This window comes from Enterobacter sp. R-1.6.2 (assembly GCF_035064085.1).
In the GTDB taxonomy this organism is placed as follows: domain Bacteria; phylum Pseudomonadota; class Gammaproteobacteria; order Enterobacterales; family Enterobacteriaceae; genus Enterobacter; species Enterobacter asburiae_B.
Genome location: NZ_JASEYI010000003.1, coordinates 213,292 through 232,281, shown reverse-complemented (window position 1 = coordinate 232,281; position 18,990 = coordinate 213,292). Strand labels below are relative to the sequence as shown.

Below are 18,990 nucleotides of genomic sequence, written 5' to 3'. Positions count from 1 at the left end.
TTACCAGCGTGGAATGGTGGTCGTCACATCCGCATTCTGCGCGCGCTGGCGCAGGAAGTGATCCATCAGCACGATCGCCAGCATCGCTTCTGCGATCGGCACCGCGCGGATCCCCACGCACGGATCGTGACGTCCTTTGGTGATCATCTCAACTTCTTCGCCATCGCGGTTAATCGTGTGGCCCGGCACGGTGATGCTGGAAGTTGGCTTCAGCGCGATGTTGGCAACAATCTGCTGCCCGCTGCTGATACCGCCCAGGATGCCGCCCGCATGGTTGCTCTGGAAACCCGCTTTCGTAATCTCATCGCGGTTCTGGCTGCCGCGAAGCTGAACCACGTCAAAGCCGTCGCCAATCTCAACGCCCTTCACTGCGTTGATGCTCATCAGCGCATGGGCAATGTCGGCGTCGAGACGGTCGAATACCGGCTCGCCCCAGCCAGCCGGGACACCGTCAGCTACCACGGTCACTTTCGCGCCAATGGAGTCGCCCTCTTTTTTCAGGCCACGCATCAGTTCATCCAGCGCCTCAAGCTTGTCGGCATCGGCGCAGAAGAACGGGTTTTGTTCAACCTGATCCCAGTCTTTGATCGCCAGCGGAATGTCGCCCATCTGGGTCAGACAGCCGCGGATAACGATGCCAAATTTCTGCTGCAGGTATTTCTTAGCAATCGCCCCTGCCGCCACGCGCATCGCGGTTTCACGCGCGGAAGAACGTCCGCCGCCGCGATAGTCGCGGAAGCCGTACTTTTGTTCGTAGGTGTAGTCGGCGTGGCCCGGACGGAAGACGTCTTTGATGGCGCCGTAGTCCTGGGAGCGCTGATCGGTGTTTTCGATCAGCAGGCCAATGCTGGTCCCGGTAGTGCGCCCTTCAAAGACGCCGGAGAGAATTTTGACCTGGTCCGGCTCGCGACGCTGCGTGGTGTAGCGAGAGGTGCCCGGGCGACGACGGTCGAGGTCGTGCTGTAAATCGGCTTCGGTCAGTTCGATGCCTGGCGGTACGCCATCAACGATACAGCCCAGCGCCAGCCCGTGCGACTCGCCAAAGGTGGTCACGCGGAATAACTGTCCAATACTGTTTCCTGCCATCACGGCTCCGATGTTGTAGTTTGTGTTTGAGCGTTGTGAAACGGGCCGAAGCCCGCTGGATTAATCTTTATAGATGCTGAAGTGTTCGCGCGCGTCGAGCAGCTGCGCTTTAGTCAGCATAAAGACGCCGTCACCGCCGTTGTCGAACTCAAGCCAGGTGAACGGCACATCCGGGTACTGCTCTATCAGATGTACCATGCTGTTGCCCACTTCACAAATCAGAACGCCGTCGTCGGTCAGGTAATCCGGCGCGCAGGCCAGAATGCGGCGGGTCAGCTTCAGGCCATCAGAGCCTGACGCCAGACCCAGCTCCGGCTCGTGACGGTATTCGTTCGGCAGATCGGACATGTCTTCCGCATCGACGTACGGCGGGTTGGTGACGATAAGATCGTACTGCAGCGTCGGCAGATCGCGGAACAGGTCGGAGCGAATTGGCGTAACGTGATGGATGAGCCCATGCTCTTCAATGTTGTGCTCGGTCACGGCCAGCGCGTCGGTGGAGATATCGACGGCGTCCACTTCCGCTTCCGGGAAGGCGTACGCGCAGGCAATCGCGATGCAGCCGCTGCCGGTACACATATCGAGAATGTGCTGCGGCTGATGGCCAATCAGACCGTCAAAGTGGTTGTTGATCAGCTCACCAATCGGCGAGCGCGGCACCAGCACGCGTTCATCAACATAGAACTCGTGGCCGCAGAACCAGGCTTTGTTGGTCAGATAGGCGACTGGAATGCGCTCGTTCACGCGGCGGATCACGCGCTCAACGATGCGGTGTTTTTCGCTGGAAGTCAGGCGCGCGGTGCGCATGTCTTCCGGAATGTCCAGCGGCAGGTAGAGAGACGGCAGCACCAGCTGTACGGCTTCATCCCACGGGTTATCGGTACCGTGACCGTACCAGATATTAGCGGCGCTGAAGCGGCTAACCGACCAGCGCAACATGTCCTGTATGGTATGCAGCTCGTTTACTGCTTCATCGACAAAAATTTTATCCACTCTTTCCTCCAGGGCATGCTCGCATAATTTTCGGCGGCTAGTTTGCCATGAAGACGGCGATAAATCAGCAATGACGCGTCGCGCTTGAGGTTAAAAAATGCGTTTAGTCGGGTACACTGTCGGAAATACGAGATGAGAATGACGAATGAAAAAGAAAACATCGCTCAGCGAGGAGGATCAGGCGCTCTTCCGTCAGCTGATGACCGGGACGCGTAAAATCACGCAGGACACCATCGTCCATCGCCCGCTGCGTAAAAAAATCAGCGAAGTACCGGTCAAGCGTCTTCTGCAGGAGCAGGCCGATAACAGCCACTATTTTTCAGATGAATTTCAGCCGCTGCTCAACACGCAAGGGGCTGTGAAGTACGTACGCGAAGACGTCAGCCATTTTGAGCTGAAAAAATTACGCCGCGGGGATTATTCGCCGGAGCTGTTTCTCGATCTGCACGGTTTAACGCAGATGCAGGCGAAACAAGAGCTGGGGGCGTTGATCGCCGCCTGTCGCCGTGAACATGTTTTTTGCGCCTGCGTGATGCACGGCCACGGTAAACATATCCTCAAGCAACAAACGCCGCTGTGGCTGGCCCAGCACCCACACGTAATGGCTTTTCATCAGGCACCGAAAGAGTACGGCGGAGATGCCGCGTTGCTGGTGTTGATTGAAGTGGAAGAGTGGCAGCCGCCAGAGTTGCCCTGACAGAATGGCGGGAAGCACATTGCGCCCCGCCATATCGCACGTCACGTCAGATAGCTTTTGCCATCTTCAGGTTGCACGGACTCATTTGCCAGTTGAAGACACCTTTGCCCGTTTCGTCGAGAGAAACATTGGCAATGGCGGATGTCGTGAACATCGGCGGGGTCTCGCCCGGGCACAGCTCAGAAACCAGATAGCCAACCAGTGGCAGGTGGGAAATGACCAGCGCGGAAGCGACACCTTCATTGCACAGCGCCTGAAGATAAGCGCTGACAAGGCCTACATCGCCACACGGGGTGAGTTCAGGCAGAACATCCACACTGGTCGGCAGGTTCATACACTCCCCTACCACATCCAGCGTCTGTTCTGCACGCAGGAACGGACTCACCAGAACGCGTTCGATGTCCACTTTTTGACCGTTAAGCCAGGTCGCCATCAGACGAGATTCGTCGCAGCCACAGACGGTCAAAGGACGTACTGAGTCACTGGCGGCATCGAGTGCCGCGTCGCCGTGACGCATGATAAAAACTTGCATATTGCACCGCTTTTGTTAACCAGAATCACCGGCGTTAACTACCCGCGATAAATGCTAAGAGGTAGAAAACCCGATGGCCGGGCATTGTGCCTGATCCATTCGGTGAATGAAACGCTGTTTTTTACCTCAATGGCGTAAGTATAGTCAATCTCTGTTTACAAAATCGCCAGAACAGGTCCATTCACTTCAGGATTTACCCTTCTTTGACCTCAGCTTACGAGGACAGTTTCCCTTGCAGGCCAAAATGTCTGGCCGCGTTCCGCCATCTGCAATAATTCGTCACACGGCGTAAACCGTGGACCATATTGCGAAGCCAGACGTTGCAGGATAGCAACCACTTCACCCGCGCCGAGCGTATCCATGTAACGGAACGGGCCGCCAAGGAACGGCGGGAAACCAATGCCAAATACCGCGCCGATGTCACCATCGCGTGCACTCTTAATCACCTGCTCATCAAAGCAGCGCGCCGCTTCATTGAGCATCATCATCACGCAGCGCTCAGCGCACTGAACGGCGGACAGTTTTCCCTGACCTGTGGTCGAAATGAGTCCATATACCGAAGGGTCGACCTGTTTCCTGCTTTTACGCCCTTTCGCGCCGTAAAGATAGAAACCGCGTTCATTTTTTCTGCCTTTGCGATCGTCCTTCAAAATCGCAGAAACAATGTTTGCAGGTGGGCTAAAACGATCGCCATATGCAGCTTCCAGCACTGGTATAATTTTAGTGCCGGTGTCTATTCCCACCTCATCCAAAAGTTGGATTGGGCCAACGGGGAAACCAAACTTTACCAGCGCCTCGTCGACGTGCTCAATCTTCTCCCCTTCCGTCAGCAACCGCATTGCTTCATTAATGTAGGGAGCCAGAATGCGGTTGACGTAGAAGCCAGCTTTGTCCGCTACCACAATCGGGGTTTTGCCCTGTTTTTTCGCCAGCTTCACCACGGTGGCAACAGTTTGCGAACTGGTAGTCGCGTGCGGAATAACTTCCACCAGCGGCATTTTTTCGACCGGGCTAAAGAAATGCAGCCCAATCACCTGCTCCGGGCGCGCGGCTTTCGCCGCGATATCGCCAATCGGTAATGACGACGTATTGGAGGCAAAAATGGTATGCGGGGCGCAATGTTGCTCAACGTCTGCCACCATCTGCTGTTTAAGCGCCAGATCTTCAAACACGGCTTCAATCACCAGATCGCGGTGCGCAAAACCGCTGTAATCCGTCGTACCGGATATCATCGCCAGGGTTTTGTCGCGCTCGCTTGCCTTGATATGGCGGCGCTTGACCTTTTGATCAAGGTTCTGCCAGCTGTACTGCAGCGCGTGATTGATCCCCTTAGGATTAATGTCTTTGATTCGTACAGGCAATTTGCCTTTGCTGGCGGTAACAAAAGAAATTCCGCCACCCATGAGCCCCCCACCCAGTACGCCAATCGCACGCAGCGGCGCAGGCTGCGCCTCGCTGCCCGGATCTTTTTTCACTTCCGTGCTGGCGAAGAAGATGCTGCGTAGCGCCTGCGACTGCGGCGTCATCGCCAGTTCGCCAAAGGCTTTGGCCTCCGCGGCATAGCCGCTGCTGCTTCCCTGCGACAGCCCGGTCTCGATCACTTCGAGGATCCGCTTTGCCGCCGGGTAATTGCCTTTGGTTTTTTGTTCGGTCTTTTTGCCCACCATGTTGAACAGGAGCGTTCTTCCCAGCGGGCCGGCCAGCACGCGCTCACGTACCGGCAGAGGACGTTTTGCCTGACGCCCTTTCAGCGCAAGCTCAACGGCGGCCTCCAGCAAAATGGACTGCGGCACGACGTCATCGACCAGACCGGCTTTCAGCGCCTGACGGGCGCGCAGCTGTTTACCGGTTAAGATCATCTCCAGCGCCGTGCTGACGCCCACCAGGCGCGGCAGCCGTTGCGTTCCGCCGGAGCCAGGCAGCAGGCCCAGCTGCACTTCCGGCAGACCCAGAATCGTTTTCGCATCGTCGGTGCAAATCCGGCTGTGACAGGCCAGCGCCAGCTCAAGCCCGCCGCCCAGACAGGCACCGTGGATCGCGGCAATAACCGGGATCGGCAGACCGTTGATCTCCGCCATGACCTGCTGGCCCTGACGCGCAAGCTCTTCGGCTTCCAGAGCGCTTTGCGCCCGGGCGATCATGTTGATATCCGCGCCGGCGATAAAGTTATCCGGCTTGGCAGAGATAAAGACCAGACCACGAATCGCTTTGTTGTCGCGGATCTGCTTTAGCATCGCGCGCACCTGAACACCAAATTCGGCCTTCAGGGTATTCATCTTTTCATCAGGCACATCGATCGTGATAACGGCCACGTTATCGAGGCGAACCGTCAGATTAAATGCAGATGGCATATCCATTATTCAGCCTCCAGAACCATTGCTGCGCCAAGGCCACCCGCCGCACAGGCGGTAACGAGGCCAAACCCGCCGCCACGGCGACGGAGTTCATGTAAAGTTTGCGTGATCATCCTCGCCCCTGTGGCGGCAAACGGATGACCGTAGGCGATAGAGCCGCCCAGCACGTTGAATTTACTCTGATCCACTTCGCCCGTGGCATGGGCACGGCCCAGCACATCGCGCGCGAAACGCTCGCTTGCCAGCAGCTGTACGTTTGCCAGGGTTTGCGCGGCAAACGCTTCATGCATATCAATCAGGGTTAAATCAGCCAGCGTCAGCCCCGCGCGCTCCAGCGCCAGCGGCGTGGACCACGCCGGACCTAACAGCATGTCCTGCCAGACATCAATTGCGGTGAAGGCATAGCTGCGTAAATAGCCGAGGGGAGTGATGCCCAGCTCCTTCGCGCGGGATTCGGTCATCAGGATCACGGCGGCGGCGCCATCCGTCAGCGGCGTACTGTTCGCCGCCGTCACCGAGCCGTGTTTGCGGTCAAACGCCGGGCGCAGTTTGGCGTAATCCGCCAGCGTTGAGGTGCCGCGAATATTGTTATCTTCCACAAGCGGTTCACGGTAGGGGGGAATATAGGCGGTCATGACCTCGTCGGCCAGCTTGCCTTCCGACCAGGCTTTTGCCGCAAGCTGATGTGAACGATGCGCCAGGGCATCCTGCTGTTCACGCGTAATGCCGTACGTTTTTGCCATCTGCTCGGCGGTATCGCCCATGCGCAGGCCAGTGGAGTATTCCGCTACGGCAGGTGGTACAGGCATAAGGTCGCGCAGGCGTAAACGCGAGAAGAGTTTGAGTTTCTGCCCCGTCGTGCGGGCTTTATTGGCATCCACCAGGATGCGAGCCAGCTTTTTACTGACCCCAATTGGCAGCACCGAAGAGGAGTCCGCTCCACCCGCAATCCCGGCGCGAATAGTGCCCGCCATCAGGCTTTCAGCGACGTTAGCCACAGCCTGGAAGCTGGTTGCGCAGGCGCGGCTGACGCTGTAGGCATCGGTATGCACGTTCATCCCGGTACCGAGGACGATTTCACGCGCAATATTGGGGGCTTCAGGCATCTGCACGACCTGACCGAATACCAGCTGTTCGATGACCTCAGGCGGAATTTCGCTGCGAGCCAGCATCTCCCCCACTACCATTTTCCCCAGGTCGACGGCCGGTATGCCATGAAACGCCGTTGCCTGACGCGCAAATGGCGTGCGCAATCCACTGACTATGGCAATGCGATCGCCCTGACGGGTAATAAGCGGTAATGCCTGACTCATAACACTCCCCTGTAAAAAATTTTCGCAAACATAAAGTGGTCTGACCTGATAATAGTCTTAACCATTTTTTTACATTCAGCCAATCGGGGAAACGAAAAAGTGCGAGCTAAAACACAGAGAAGAAAAAGAAAATGCCCCCAAGGAAAAAGCAAAACGGTAACCCATAGGTTACCGTTTTTAGTGTTTGCACCCTCTCCCGTGGGAGAGGGCTGGGGGGAAGGGCATCAGGCCGCAGAGATTAACGCAGGCCCAGCTGGAAAATCAGCGTTTCTGCTTCACAGGCAAAGACAAAGTCGATGTCCAGCTTCACGCCGCCTTCCACTTCGGTAAAGGTAGACTTGATTTCACACGGATCGGATTCAACGTCACGCGCACGCTTGCTCAGCGCGGTCAGGGTCTCTTCCGCTTCGGCACGGTTGGTGAATACACGGCTGTAAGAGGCGGTGCAATCGGTGTTGTCCATGATGGTCCCAACATCCATACAGCAGCAAACCGGGGTTTCATCAGCACTGCATTTACTCATAGCTCAATTTCCTCTGTATTCGCGCAGCGCGCGAGATAGACACGATGCTGATATTTTACGCCCCGGAGCGGGCGCTCTCCAGCCGTTAATGGCGCAAAATCGGAGAAGTGACCAATATCACACTAAAAAATGATCTAAAACAAAAACCACCCTTTTGGGTGAGTCGTGATGGTCACAATTTTGCCAACCAGATCTCGTTTCACGAAACATGTTTGAAAATATTAATAAACAAACTTGCAACATTCCGGCTGGTCAGACCTATACTCTGGCCACTGGTCTGATTTGTCTGTCATACCTCAGACCCTACACTTCGCGCTCCTGTTACGGTATGTAACAATTATTGAATAAAAATAACTCAATGAGGTTATGGTCATGAGCCAGAAAACCCTGTTCAACAAGACTGCGCTGGCAGTCGCAGTGGCACTCGTCTCCACTTCCGCCTGGTCAGCGGGCTTTCAGTTAAACGAATTTTCTTCCTCTGGCCTTGGCCGTGCGTATTCCGGGGAAGGCGCTATCGCTGATGATGCGGGTAACGCGAGTCGTAACCCCGCGTTGATCATGATGTTCGATCGTCCGACTTTCTCTGCCGGTGCGGTTTATATCGATCCTGATGTCAACGTTTCTGGTAAGTCGCCTTACACGGGTGCGAGCCTTAAAGCGGACAATATTGCCCCAACAGCATGGATCCCAAACCTGCACTTCGTTGCGCCTATCAACGAACAGTTTGGCTGGGGTGCATCCGTAACGTCTAACTACGGTCTGGCTACCGAGTTCAATAACAACTACCCGGCTGGTGAATACGGCGGTAAAACAGACCTTACTACGCTGAACCTCAACCTGAGCGGTGCGTATCGCCTGAACGATAACTGGAGTTTTGGCCTGGGCTTTGATGCCGTCTACGCTGATGCCAAGATCGAACGTTATTCCGGGGAACAGACTGCTCGCCTGCCTAAAAACAGCAATAAAATTGCCAGTCTTGAAGGTGATGAGTGGGGCTATGGCTGGAACGCCGGTATCCTGTACGAGCTGGATAAAAACAACCGTTGGGGCCTGACCTATCGTTCCGAAGTGAAAATTGACTTCGACGGCGATTACAAGAGCGGTATCCTGACGCCTGTGAACAATCTGGTTCCAGGTGCGGGCACTACCATTCCTTGGGGAACGTCCAACCAGACCGTTCCGGGTTCACTGTCGCTGCATTTGCCAGAAATGTGGGAAGTCTCCGGTTACAACCGCGTTGCACCACAATGGGCTATTCACTATAGCCTGGCCTATACCAGCTGGAGTCAGTTCCAGGAGCTGAAAGCGACCGGTACCAATGGTCAAACGCTGTTCTATAAGGACGAAAGCTTCCACGACGCCTATCGTATAGCGTTGGGTACCACCTACTACTACGATAAGAACTGGACTTTCCGCTCCGGTATCGCATTTGACGACAGCCCGGTTCCGGCAGATAAACGTTCCATTTCCATTCCGGATCAGGACCGCTTCTGGTTAAGTGCTGGCGCGACCTATGCGTTGAACGAGAATGCATCCATCGATGCGGGCGTATCTTATATGCACGGTCAGAAAGTGACGTTCAAGGAAGGTCCGTACGAGTTTACCTCTGAAGGTAAAGCCTGGCTGTTCGGTACGAACTTCAACTACGCGTTCTAATCGCGCTGGAATCAAAAAAGGTGAGCATTGCTCACCTTTTTTATTTACTCCGAATCGATATCTTTTAGTTCGTTTTCGATCGCCTTCGCGTTTGGATTCTCTTCCGGCTTCAGCTTGCCGCCGTTGGCAATAAAGTCATGATTCTGGAAGTACGCTTCACGCACCATAATGTACGGGTCAGAAGACTGGCGCAGCAGACCATCAGAGTCGAGCAGTTGCGCGCGGGTTTCAATCCCTTCCACCGTCCATTTACCCACCGACAGCGGCCAGGTCAGCCACGAAAGGACCGGATACAGCGTATCCACCATATCGCCGCCATCATCACGGAGGGTGAAGCTACCATAGAACGGTAAATGCACGTACGGACCATACCCGACGCCATAGTGTCCCATCGTGCTGCCGAAACGGTGTGGCTGTTCACGCTGCAGTTTCTGGTTAGCCATACCTGCAACATCAATAAAGCCACCCATACCCAGAATGGAGTTCAGGAAGAAGCGGGTAAAGTGGACCATCCCCTGATACGGGTCGCCCTGCAGGAAGTAGTTCACCATTACCGCAGGCTCTTCGAGGTTGCTGGTAAAGTTACTTAACCCGTTACGCGCGGGTTGTGGAACATAATCGCGCCATGCTACTGCCACCGGACGAACCACATACGGGTCCAGTACGTTGTAGTTGAAGCTATACATTGAGCGGTTAAATCCTTCGAGAGGATCGGAGCGTCCCGTTTGCTCACCGGAGCTGGCGCAGCCCACAAGCATCGTCGCGCCAAGCGCAAGCGCCGACAGCCGAAGTTTCATAAATATCTCCCTGTTCAGTATGGCTATCGTTGATTGCCATCCGTAACGGAGCCGTTGACGCTCCGTCTGTAAACGTGCAAGCGATTGTAACAGCACGTTTACCGATGTCTATGAGCACAATTACGGGCAGTAACCACCGTGACTCTGATCTCAGCATAGCCTGGCTTTTGGAATTCGTTTCGCTGGCAATTTTATAATGACTTTGAAAGAGATGTATCACCTTTGTTGTCATTGCCGCCAATTTAAGAGCATCCCCACAGGCATCCCGATAAAAGCCGCTACGCTTAACAGAAAGATCAACCTCCGGGAGCAGATATGAAAGATGTAGGCGAAGAAAAAATTGGCGAGAGCACTGAGGAGCTTGAAATTGAAAGCGAGGAGAAAGCGCGCGGCGAGAAGATAGAAATTGATGAAGATCGCCTCCCCTCCCGCGCAATGGCCATCCACGAGCATATACGCCAGGATGGTGAAAAAGAGATGGAGCGCGACGCGATGGCCCTCTTCTGGTCAGCCATTGCTGCCGGACTCTCAATGGGCGCATCTCTGCTTGCGAAAGGGATATTTCATGTGCAGCTGGAAGGCGTACCCGGTGGATTTTTACTGGAAAACCTCGGCTATACCTTCGGCTTTATTATTGTCATCATGGCCCGCCAGCAGCTGTTTACCGAGAACACGGTGACCGCCGTTCTGCCGGTGATGCAAAATCCCACACTCGGTAATTTCGGTTTATTGATGCGGCTCTGGAGCGTGGTTCTGCTGGGTAATATCATCGGCACGGGCATCGCGGCATGGGCGTTTGAATATATGCCGATCTTTGATGAACCCACCCGGGATGCGTTTGTGAAAATCGGCATGGACGTAATGAAAAACACGCCGGTCGAGATGTTCTCAAACGCCATCATCTCAGGCTGGATTATCGCCACGATGGTCTGGATGTTTCCTTCAGCGGGAAGCGCCAAAATTGTGGTGATCATATTGATGACCTGGCTGATTGCGCTGGCGGACACCACGCATATTGTGGTCGGTACCGTTGAAATCCTCTATCTGGTCTTTAACGGTACGCTTCACTGGAGCGATTTCTTCTGGCCGTTTGCCCTTCCGACGCTGGCAGGAAACATTTGCGGCGGAACGTTTATCTTCGCGCTTTTAAGCCATGCCCAAATTCGTAACGACATGTCGAACAAACGCAAAGCTGAGCTTAAGGCACGGGAAAATGATGATAAATCGACAAAAAAATCGACCTGAATGGTGACTCTTTGAGCAGTCAGGCGGCGATGTGCTTAACGCAAAGTGTAAATAAGGCTATACTCGTGCCGCCTCGTCCCCTTAGTTAAATGGATATAACGAGCCCCTCCTAAGGGCTAGTTGCAGGTTCGATTCCTGCAGGGGACACTTTACCCTCCCGCTTTTTCCAGCACATTCGTCTGTCTACCGCCAGAATTCACTGAGCAGAAGAATCCTGTTTTATTTGAGCGTAACGCGTTGCCAGCTGTTTAAGACGCAACTCCAGTTGAGTCTTTTCTGCTTCAGGAAGCGCATCTCCTGCTGGATGCTGTGACAGGCGCCTGAGTTGTTCTTCAGCCGGTATCGTCTGGTTAAATGACTGTATAGTCGAAAAAACCACCGATTTAAGCTCGCTTACCGTGATGTATTTTCCTTTTTGCTCATCCAAACTACTCAGCCGATGACTCAGTTGCTGAAGCGTCATCATTCCCTGATACCAGCTGTTCATTGCGTCGACAGGTAACGCTGCCGCGTTAAATTTTTGCTGCCACTGCATTGTGAGCGGTTTCGCCTCCTCCGGCCATAATGTCTGGAGCTGCTTTAACAGCTGAAGGCTGTAGGAAAGATTCCAGTCAGGAGGCAGTTTATCCAGGCGGGCAAGCTGCTGCTGCGTGTCTGTAATAAACGTGGACGGTAAAGTACCTCGCAGTGTTAACGCGTCTTGCTGCACAGGCGTGAGCACTTCAGGTAACGGAGCAAGAGAGGCAAAAGCCTGAGTCGCCAGGGGGTCGGGTCTGGACAAAGAAACCCATCCCCACGCCACAGCGATACAAACCACCAGCGTGGAACACATCCCGGTAATAAAGGGCTTCCACTGTCTGACAGGCACGGGGGCTGTCGTACGATCCTCCCCATTCGGCTGATTTTCCTGATGCACAACATATACCCATTTCACTTCTTCGATCGGTTCGGCTTTCTCCAGAGTCGATTCGCTATCGGGATTCATGTTCACATTCAAATCGGACGTGTCATTACTGCTTTCCAGCCGTTCAGTACTTGAACGTATCAACGTTCGTAACGTATCGAACTGGCTAAGGTGTTTAAGCTCAAGGCGCTGGAGCACCGCGCTCAGGCTGGTAAGTAACGCTTCAGCACGATAAAGCTCACTAAGATGGCTGCTGTTGAATGGCAGCATACGCATGCGCTGCTGCAGGCGCTGGCTAAGGCCGCTAAGGATTTCCATACGAGCGTGTTGCGTCTTCGGCCATAAGATGTCCCACTGGTGGCTAATCAGGGCCTCCAGAATCGCCAGCCCTTCATTCAGGCCAGCTAATCCAGACAGGTGAGTACGAGCAAGGGTGTACCAGGCTGCTGTCTGCAACTCCACACCGTTCTGTTCAAACATTGAGAGACAGAGTCTTTGGACATATTGCCAGTTCACATCAGGGCGAGCAGGATGTGTAAGCTTACTGAGTTCGTCGCGGAGGGCGGTATAATCTGGCAGCGTACGCGGGTCGCCGCCGGTTTTTAACGTTATATGTGTGGTCATTCTGCAGGGCCTGCATATCCGTGTCGGTTAATTTCGTCAGTTGATGTGTAAGGCAGTTTTGCGTGTAGAAACGCAATGACGAATAAAGGAATGAATGTTATTGCTATGACAGCAGCGCTAAAATCAGATCGAAAAAAACACCTTCATCAAATAGTTTTCCTGACTGAGGTGACCTATCAGGGGGAGTAAAGATCCAGTCATTTACGCTCCCCACCCGCATGAACAGGCGTCCTTGAGAAATCGCGCTGTACCCGGAAAAAAAGTCACCTCGACACAGCCTGCAACTCCCTGTCCATACAGAAATATCGGCATAAACTTAACCGCCCGGTAACCATAACGCAGGACAATACCGGAAATATCAAAAGCCCCGCCCTCCACCAGCAGGTCAGGAACGTATACCGTCAGTGGCTCTGCATTCAGTCCGGTATCTGTCAGCCACGCGTCCATTTGCTCCTGAAGCTGAGCCATTCGCATGCGAAACTCTGCAATATCGGCTTGACTCTTGCTAACTGCGGGAACAGGTGAAGGTTGTCGCGCCTGCAACTTCTTCAGGAACTGTGATTTTACTGACATGGTGTTAACTGACCTTATATACGAGGTGTTGTTTCGAGATACTGCTGTTGCCTGAGATGCCGCAACAGGACCCGTCCTTCGGGCATAAACTCAGTCCCATAACGCACCAGGCCAATCCCTTTAAGTTCAGCATCAATGGCATAGCGCAGCTCGCCGGGAATGTTCTGCTCCAGCAGAACAACGTCTATCTTTTTCAGGCGCGGTTCATACTTGAGCAGGACGGCAGACAATGTGCCCATGAGCTCATGGGCCGTTCCCGGCATGCCCTGCAGGATTTTTGTCATATCGGGCAGCCCGTAATCAGGCAGGTGCGCCAACGTGCCGGCGCGACAGTTGAGAACGCGCTGCATGTTGTCCAGAACCGAAAGGATGACCTGATTTTCTTCACTGACCTGTTTAAGGTCGAGGCCACCGCTAAAATTTCCGGTTAGCATTTCATACAGCGAAGGCGTGTTATGTCCCTGGGGCATCAGTCGTCCTTAAGCGGTTGCAGCGTCAGATGGTTCTCGCCGGCTTCCAGAATGCGCGGTTTATCGGGATCCAGATCGCTGCGCTTGATAACCTGCTTCCAGGTGTCGTTGGTCATGTCCGGATGGCGGAACAGCCCTACCACCGCGACAAACTTCGCCTCTTCTTCCATCGGCATATCAAGGCTTGCATCACCCCCCGGTTTTACCACGATATTACGACTGGCCAGCATGTCGTCTTTCAGAATACTGACATCATCCTGAAGCAATTGCTGATAAACCGTCTTATCAAAGGTTTTGCGGTCTTTGAGTTGGTAAACCCTAACCACGACAGGCTCAGACAGCGAGTTATTTTCGCGAGAGTCGGTGTTCAGAGCTTCGCGCGCGGTGAAATCCAGATGCAGGATTTTAATTTTTTTATAGAACACAGAATTAAACGCCGATTTGGTACCGTCGGTAACGCTCTGCGTCACCCCGCAACCGGTCAGAATAAGCGCCATGAGAGGCATCATCCAGCGCGCGGTTTTAGTTAAATTTGTACGTGACACGTCGGTTTCCTTGTTGTGGTTTCGCGGGCTCCAGCCCGCTGTAATAGCCCAGTTCTGTCGTAAAGGTTTCAGGAATGTCATCAGGATGGCTATCATCTTCTGCTCCCAGCACGCCGTTCATTCCCAGCCAGAAAGGGTTCTCACCCAGCGGGGGTACGGCCAGCAGTCGAACAGACGTCGTCAGGGTTATTCTGGCCTTAAACCGCCAGCCCAGATACACCCGCAGCATCACCAGGAAATCCATGTACAACTGGCCATCCGGTTTCCAGCCTTGCGCCTCATGTTCGTTGTCCGTCGCAAGCGCAATCAGCAGCTGGCTGCCGGCATCCATCGCTTCGTCACCCAGCGGCGTATTGCCATCAAGCAGAAAATCTTCGTCACCGTAAAAACCCAGCGGCCTGTCGATCTCTACAGGCCGCAGACAATACGGACTCACCTGCACCGTCGTATCGGGGGCCAACAGGCTCACCAGTGCCTGCATCCCTTCCTGAGTTTTGCCCGGTTGTTGCAGAACTCCCAACAGGGCCAGAAAGCGCGACACTGGCGTGGCAATGTGATTTGCCGTGCCCGGTATTCCAAGCCCCACCAGACCCAATAACGACTGCGAAATGTTGTCGGTTCCGCCGGGCTCAAACGTGGCCGGATACCAGCAGTTGATCCTTACCCGTTTTATTGGCGGCCTCGGCCAGCATCGCGAGGGAAAGTGGCAAGGCCATCTCTCCGGGAGGTCCAAAGGAGAGATCGATAGAATGCAGAGGTCTTTTCTCCGGCAGCGGCCAGTGATGAAGAGTTGCATATTGCATTATTTCTGTAGCAGCTTTTTGAGTCGCTCCCAACAGCCAAACGTATTCCAGACTCTGCTTATCGGGCTGAACATATTCGAATAACATATCTAACTCATTGTTAAGCTTACCCTCTTCCAGTGGCATCGTACGAGTTATGCCAGCGATAACAGGCAATGAATGCTGATGAGCATAAGCAGATGACGTAAGGAGCTGAGCAGAAATAAACTCACTTGACTGCCCGCTGCGCCGATGAGGCCAGTCCTGAAGACAAAGCATTAATACCAGCCCATCAAAATTCTTTTCATCATAGAAAGAATCTAGAGTCTTCATGGAATAGATTAAATTGGGAAGAAGATCCCATTGTTGAGAAATTAACTCAATGCGTTTTTCATCAATCCTATCTGGCGACTGGTAAACATAAACAGAGTGCAGGGAATAACGATATCCGGGATGTTGTAACTCCAGCTTTCTGTCTGTTTCCTTCATAAAATCTTGAAAGCTATGCTGGCAGTTGAATAATGGCCGAGCTTTTTTAGGAAATGCAGGAACCTTTTCCAACTCGTCCAGTAGTGCCTCCATTCCTTTCTCTTCCGGAGAAAACAAAACATTACCAACCACGGCAAGCTGCTGTCGACTCCAGTTGCGCCATTCAGCTTTGGTTTGTTCTCTTTCGAAATCCCAAGCCCGACTAGCTGCGACAGACTGCTCGTAGCGATTAAACAGCACCCCGAATAAGCATAACCAAATCAACAATGCGGGGAGAGCACCGTAGAAGAAAACTTCAGCATAATTTACCTTATTCCAGATCCATAAGCTGGAAATGGCCCCCACTATCAACATCAGTACCAATACTATTATCCAGAACCAGAACTTTGGTGGTGGAAGAGATTTTTTATCAGGAATATCAGGTATAGGCCATGCCATAGTAAAACTCGATATTTGTATGTTTTATTAAAGACTAAAAAAGAATTTAAAAAAATCATGCACAACGTTCCAGATTAACTGAATGTCATGCCATTCATTAAAAACTCAAATAAAATATTAACCATACGTTATTTTAGAGCTAGCGCTGTAGCGTTTCATTTTTCAGAGTAAGCCATTCTTTCCTGTAAGTTATCTTGAGAATATACACGAGAAGCTTATGCTTACACTTTTCGGCAAAACCGTTTTATTTCTATAGTCGCAAATATCAATCAATAACGCTTTTTTATCAAACCCACTCCATACCGAAGGTTCTGGGATCATAAGATTCGTGAAGCAAATGGGGCAACTTATTCAAATAAAAGCTCTTCAATTATAGTAACAGGGAAATTTTTCGCCATTGAGGAAATGTAATTGAAATCAACTTAGTTATCTAAAAATGTACCTGATAGTGCGCCACATAAATCGAAGTAAACTAGTTTATATTCCACGTTGTAAACTTCTCATTTTCCTTCAACGGACTACCTGCCGCTCAGTACGGATCTCTGCCCTGCTCATTACTTGACTGCCAGTGAACATTAGATTCCTTTTTCTCTGCAATCTCTATCATTTAATAATCTCAGGCTAATTTTGATATCTTTATTTTCAATTTCAGGAATTTGTAATGGATGACCATATTTATCCAGACGACCATAACAACCTTTATTTTCAGCAGTTATTTTATAGCATTGCCCATCAGGGCTTGAACCCGAGAATGGATTAACTATCTGAATGTTTTTATTACGTTCAACGGTGACCACTTTCGTTTGGCAAGCGGTGATGAAAATCAGAGATATCAGGCCGGCAAGCAATAAACTATATTGAGATTTACCCTTCATTAATCATTCCTTTTTATCTTCCACCTCAAGGGATGCAGTATTTGAATTTTTCAGTGGAGATGTTTTTTTTTCAAATATCCTTATATCTTCCTTAGGCCTTAGAATAACTATCCGGAATACCAGGTATAAATTTCGCGTGACATGGGCAGGAACTAAAGCTGTCAAGTGACCCTGCCAGAACCTGTCCTCCATCGAATGTATCTGCAGCTCCGCCTAAGATTTTGTACGTTCCCGGATGCTTACCGCAGTTAACCATATCTCCTTCTCTGGCAGCAGAAACGCCATACCATTGAAATGTTGGATCGCCGGTAAGGATCTTCCCACCACAGGTGGTGCTATCACCGACTCTTAAAAAATAACCGACACTCATTTCGCATCCTCTATTTTCAAATATTGTGGCTGTATACGGAAAGCATGACTAATTTTACCAGCGCTACTTATAACGAAGGGAATTCACTAGCCTGTCCCAGATTTCAATCATCTGCGCTTCGCTGTAACGCGTTTTTTTATACTCGCTGGTGAGTCCAATACCAAACCTTGGCTTATCTGCTGTAGCAGCATGCTCATTGGCTTTAAAATCAAAATCATAAAATGTATTTTTTTCATCCTGCCCCGTCGCCGGATTTCTGATGGTTTGGATACCACCAAACAACCATGATTCCGCCGGAATACCGTTCGGAGAAAGAGCTATTTTCTTTATGGTGTACTGATTTGAGGTTTTAAGCGCTTCATTAATTTGTGCGCTACGATTAAACAGGGTGTCCTCAGAACCAGGATATTTATTGTTTGTATATACACCTAAAATAAAGTCGTCATTTTCATAACTAAATGTAATTTTTTCCAGATGTTTTCCGCCATCATCCCGGATAAACCCATTCGGTATACACACACCTTTAGCAGATGGAATATCCTCATCTTTTCTGCCGCTTAACCGTGATATCAAAGACTGCATGGCCGCCAGCTTGGCTGGCTTCTCATTCATTTGAGCCTCGGTAAAACCAGCTTTAGTGTATGTTTTTTTCTTTCCCTATATTTAGGACTGGATAAATCAAGTATTTCCGTCGTAATAATAAAAGCTGTTGCATTTACAAATACATGTGCCTCTAAAACTCTTCCGAGGTCATCTCCCCCTGAAATATTTCTGTCAAAAATAACCCCATTACCATCAGGCAACGCAATTTTTTCTTTTATAAACGGTGCATTTACAGACTCATTTTCAGGCTTATTTATAGCATCACTCAGTTCCTGCTCTCTTAATTGCACCCGCTGTTTAAATGCAGGCGGATAGAGAGGTTTACTTTCAATTTTAAAATCATCGATAAAAATCATATCGTGAAGCCGGTTGTTAAACGACTCGGGAACGTCAATCACATAGCGCCCGATGCACTGTGGTTTGGTTTGCGCAAACAAAGTATTTATCACTGGGCTGTCCTTCTGCACTGGCGTGGATGCCGTTACAGGGGTAATACAAAGCATCCCGACAGCAACAAGCGCTAAGGCCATAAGTTTACAAATACATTGCATGGTGAGAACTCCTTTTCTGTACGCCTGGCGGGCTCTTCGGAAGAGACGGAGTGCAACGCCAGGCTCCATCTTTACCTGTCATTTATAGCGCAGGGAATTTACCAGCCGGTCCCAGATTTCAATCATCTGCTCTTCGCTGTAACGCGTTTTTTTATACTCACTGCCGAACCCAATGTTAAGATTCGGCTTATCCGGTGTGGCATCGCGCTCATTAGCATAAAGCATAAAATTATAGAATGTGTTCTTTTCATCTTTTCCCGTTGCCGGATTCCTGATGATTTGGACACCACCAAATAGCCATGACTCCGCCGGAATACCGTTCGGTGTGAGTGCAACTTTCTTTATGGTGTACTGATTTGATGTTTTAAGTGCCTCATTAATTTGCGCACCACGGTTAAACAGGGTGTCTCCCGAACCCTTAATTGTATTATCCATATCGACACCAAAAACAAAATCATCATTTTCATACCGAAATGTGAGACTTTCTTTATGCTTTCCGCCATCATCCCGGATAAACCCATTCGGTATACACACACCTTTAGCAGATGGAATATCCTCATCTTTTCTGCC

Annotated in this window: 20 protein-coding genes, 1 tRNA gene and 1 pseudogene; 4 read left to right on the top strand and 18 right to left on the bottom strand. The window is 51.4% G+C overall.

Annotated elements, in window-relative coordinates:
* Positions 1-1,086 (bottom strand): chorismate synthase, encoded by a 1,086-nt coding sequence (gene aroC / locus QMN93_RS04850; RefSeq protein WP_029742149.1) that lies wholly within the window; start codon positions 1,084-1,086, stop codon positions 1-3.
* Positions 1,087-1,146: 60 nt separating this feature from the next.
* Positions 1,147-2,079: a 50S ribosomal protein L3 N(5)-glutamine methyltransferase gene (prmB, locus tag QMN93_RS04845; protein ID WP_039023972.1), complete on the bottom strand. Its 933-nt coding sequence runs from the start codon at positions 2,077-2,079 to the stop codon at positions 1,147-1,149.
* A gap of 145 nt (positions 2,080-2,224) precedes the next feature.
* On the opposite strand from prmB, the gene smrB reads away from it, so the two are divergent.
* On the top strand, positions 2,225-2,776 hold the full coding sequence (gene smrB, locus QMN93_RS04840) for an endonuclease SmrB (RefSeq protein WP_033146105.1): 552 nt from the start codon (positions 2,225-2,227) through the stop codon (positions 2,774-2,776).
* 46 nt (positions 2,777-2,822) lie between these two features.
* On the opposite strand, the gene sixA is transcribed toward smrB, so the two are convergent.
* From sixA to QMN93_RS04820, 4 genes are all read right to left on the bottom strand, one after another.
* Positions 2,823-3,308, bottom strand: coding sequence for a phosphohistidine phosphatase SixA (gene sixA / locus QMN93_RS04835; protein ID WP_032659231.1), 486 nt, complete (start codon positions 3,306-3,308; stop codon positions 2,823-2,825).
* Positions 3,309-3,517: 209 nt separating this feature from the next.
* Positions 3,518-5,665, bottom strand: coding sequence for a fatty acid oxidation complex subunit alpha FadJ (gene fadJ, locus QMN93_RS04830; RefSeq protein WP_182383845.1), 2,148 nt, complete (start codon positions 5,663-5,665; stop codon positions 3,518-3,520).
* Positions 5,665-6,975, bottom strand: coding sequence for an acetyl-CoA C-acyltransferase FadI (gene fadI / locus QMN93_RS04825; RefSeq protein ID WP_069303132.1), 1,311 nt, complete (start codon positions 6,973-6,975; stop codon positions 5,665-5,667). The genes fadJ and fadI overlap by 1 nt, the downstream gene beginning before the upstream one ends.
* A gap of 238 nt (positions 6,976-7,213) precedes the next feature.
* A complete protein-coding gene (locus tag QMN93_RS04820) occupies positions 7,214-7,498 on the bottom strand; it encodes a YfcZ/YiiS family protein (RefSeq protein WP_024907659.1) in 285 nt (94 codons plus the stop codon).
* 372 nt (positions 7,499-7,870) lie between these two features.
* Between QMN93_RS04820 and fadL the strand changes: the two genes are divergently transcribed.
* Positions 7,871-9,154 carry a long-chain fatty acid transporter FadL gene (gene fadL, locus QMN93_RS04815; RefSeq protein ID WP_064672903.1) on the top strand — a complete coding sequence of 428 codons (1,284 nt, stop codon included), beginning with the start codon at positions 7,871-7,873 and terminating at the stop codon, positions 9,152-9,154.
* Positions 9,155-9,198: 44 nt separating this feature from the next.
* On the opposite strand, the gene mlaA is transcribed toward fadL, so the two are convergent.
* Positions 9,199-9,951 (bottom strand): phospholipid-binding lipoprotein MlaA, encoded by a 753-nt coding sequence (gene mlaA, locus QMN93_RS04810; RefSeq protein ID WP_023312585.1) that lies wholly within the window; start codon positions 9,949-9,951, stop codon positions 9,199-9,201.
* Positions 9,952-10,266: 315 nt separating this feature from the next.
* On the opposite strand from mlaA, the gene QMN93_RS04805 reads away from it, so the two are divergent.
* A complete protein-coding gene (locus QMN93_RS04805; protein WP_029740160.1) occupies positions 10,267-11,196 on the top strand; it encodes a formate/nitrite transporter family protein in 930 nt (309 codons plus the stop codon).
* 75 nt (positions 11,197-11,271) lie between these two features.
* Positions 11,272-11,343, top strand: a tRNA-Arg gene (locus QMN93_RS04800).
* Positions 11,344-11,392: 49 nt separating this feature from the next.
* Here QMN93_RS04800 and QMN93_RS04795 read toward each other — a convergent pair.
* The 11 genes and pseudogenes from QMN93_RS04795 to QMN93_RS04745 form a co-directional block, all read right to left on the bottom strand.
* The gene (locus QMN93_RS04795) at positions 11,393-12,724 is read right to left on the bottom strand and encodes a VasL domain-containing protein (protein WP_193139778.1); all 1,332 of its coding nucleotides are present in this window, start codon (positions 12,722-12,724) and stop codon (positions 11,393-11,395) included.
* 201 nt (positions 12,725-12,925) lie between these two features.
* Positions 12,926-13,297 (bottom strand): hypothetical protein, encoded by a 372-nt coding sequence (locus tag QMN93_RS04790; RefSeq protein WP_226852659.1) that lies wholly within the window; start codon positions 13,295-13,297, stop codon positions 12,926-12,928.
* A gap of 14 nt (positions 13,298-13,311) precedes the next feature.
* A complete protein-coding gene (gene tssE, locus QMN93_RS04785) occupies positions 13,312-13,767 on the bottom strand; it encodes a type VI secretion system baseplate subunit TssE (protein WP_193139780.1) in 456 nt (151 codons plus the stop codon).
* Positions 13,767-14,312, bottom strand: coding sequence for a type VI secretion system lipoprotein TssJ (gene tssJ, locus QMN93_RS04780; protein ID WP_074399142.1), 546 nt, complete (start codon positions 14,310-14,312; stop codon positions 13,767-13,769). Before tssJ ends, tssE begins: the two co-directional genes overlap by 1 nt.
* A pseudogene (locus tag QMN93_RS04775) lies at positions 14,290-14,961 on the bottom strand (type VI secretion system baseplate subunit TssG); the annotation flags it as partial. The pseudogene QMN93_RS04775 and the gene tssJ, both read right to left, overlap by 23 nt.
* Entirely contained in the window at positions 14,942-16,021 is a 1,080-nt protein-coding gene (locus QMN93_RS04770; protein WP_193139782.1) for a hypothetical protein, read from the bottom strand. The gene QMN93_RS04770 and the pseudogene QMN93_RS04775, both read right to left, overlap by 20 nt.
* A gap of 575 nt (positions 16,022-16,596) precedes the next feature.
* Positions 16,597-16,896, bottom strand: coding sequence for a hypothetical protein (locus QMN93_RS04765; RefSeq protein WP_193139784.1), 300 nt, complete (start codon positions 16,894-16,896; stop codon positions 16,597-16,599).
* Positions 16,897-16,987: 91 nt separating this feature from the next.
* Positions 16,988-17,266, bottom strand: coding sequence for a PAAR domain-containing protein (locus tag QMN93_RS04760; RefSeq protein ID WP_071789361.1), 279 nt, complete (start codon positions 17,264-17,266; stop codon positions 16,988-16,990).
* 63 nt (positions 17,267-17,329) lie between these two features.
* A complete protein-coding gene (locus QMN93_RS04755; RefSeq protein WP_226852660.1) occupies positions 17,330-17,878 on the bottom strand; it encodes a T6SS immunity protein Tli4 family protein in 549 nt (182 codons plus the stop codon).
* The gene (locus tag QMN93_RS04750) at positions 17,875-18,420 is read right to left on the bottom strand and encodes a hypothetical protein (protein WP_264884728.1); all 546 of its coding nucleotides are present in this window, start codon (positions 18,418-18,420) and stop codon (positions 17,875-17,877) included. Before QMN93_RS04750 ends, QMN93_RS04755 begins: the two co-directional genes overlap by 4 nt.
* A 78-nt stretch (positions 18,421-18,498) precedes the next feature.
* Positions 18,499-18,990: T6SS immunity protein Tli4 family protein (locus QMN93_RS04745; protein WP_323619194.1), on the bottom strand; the 492-nt coding region annotated here is incomplete at its 5' end.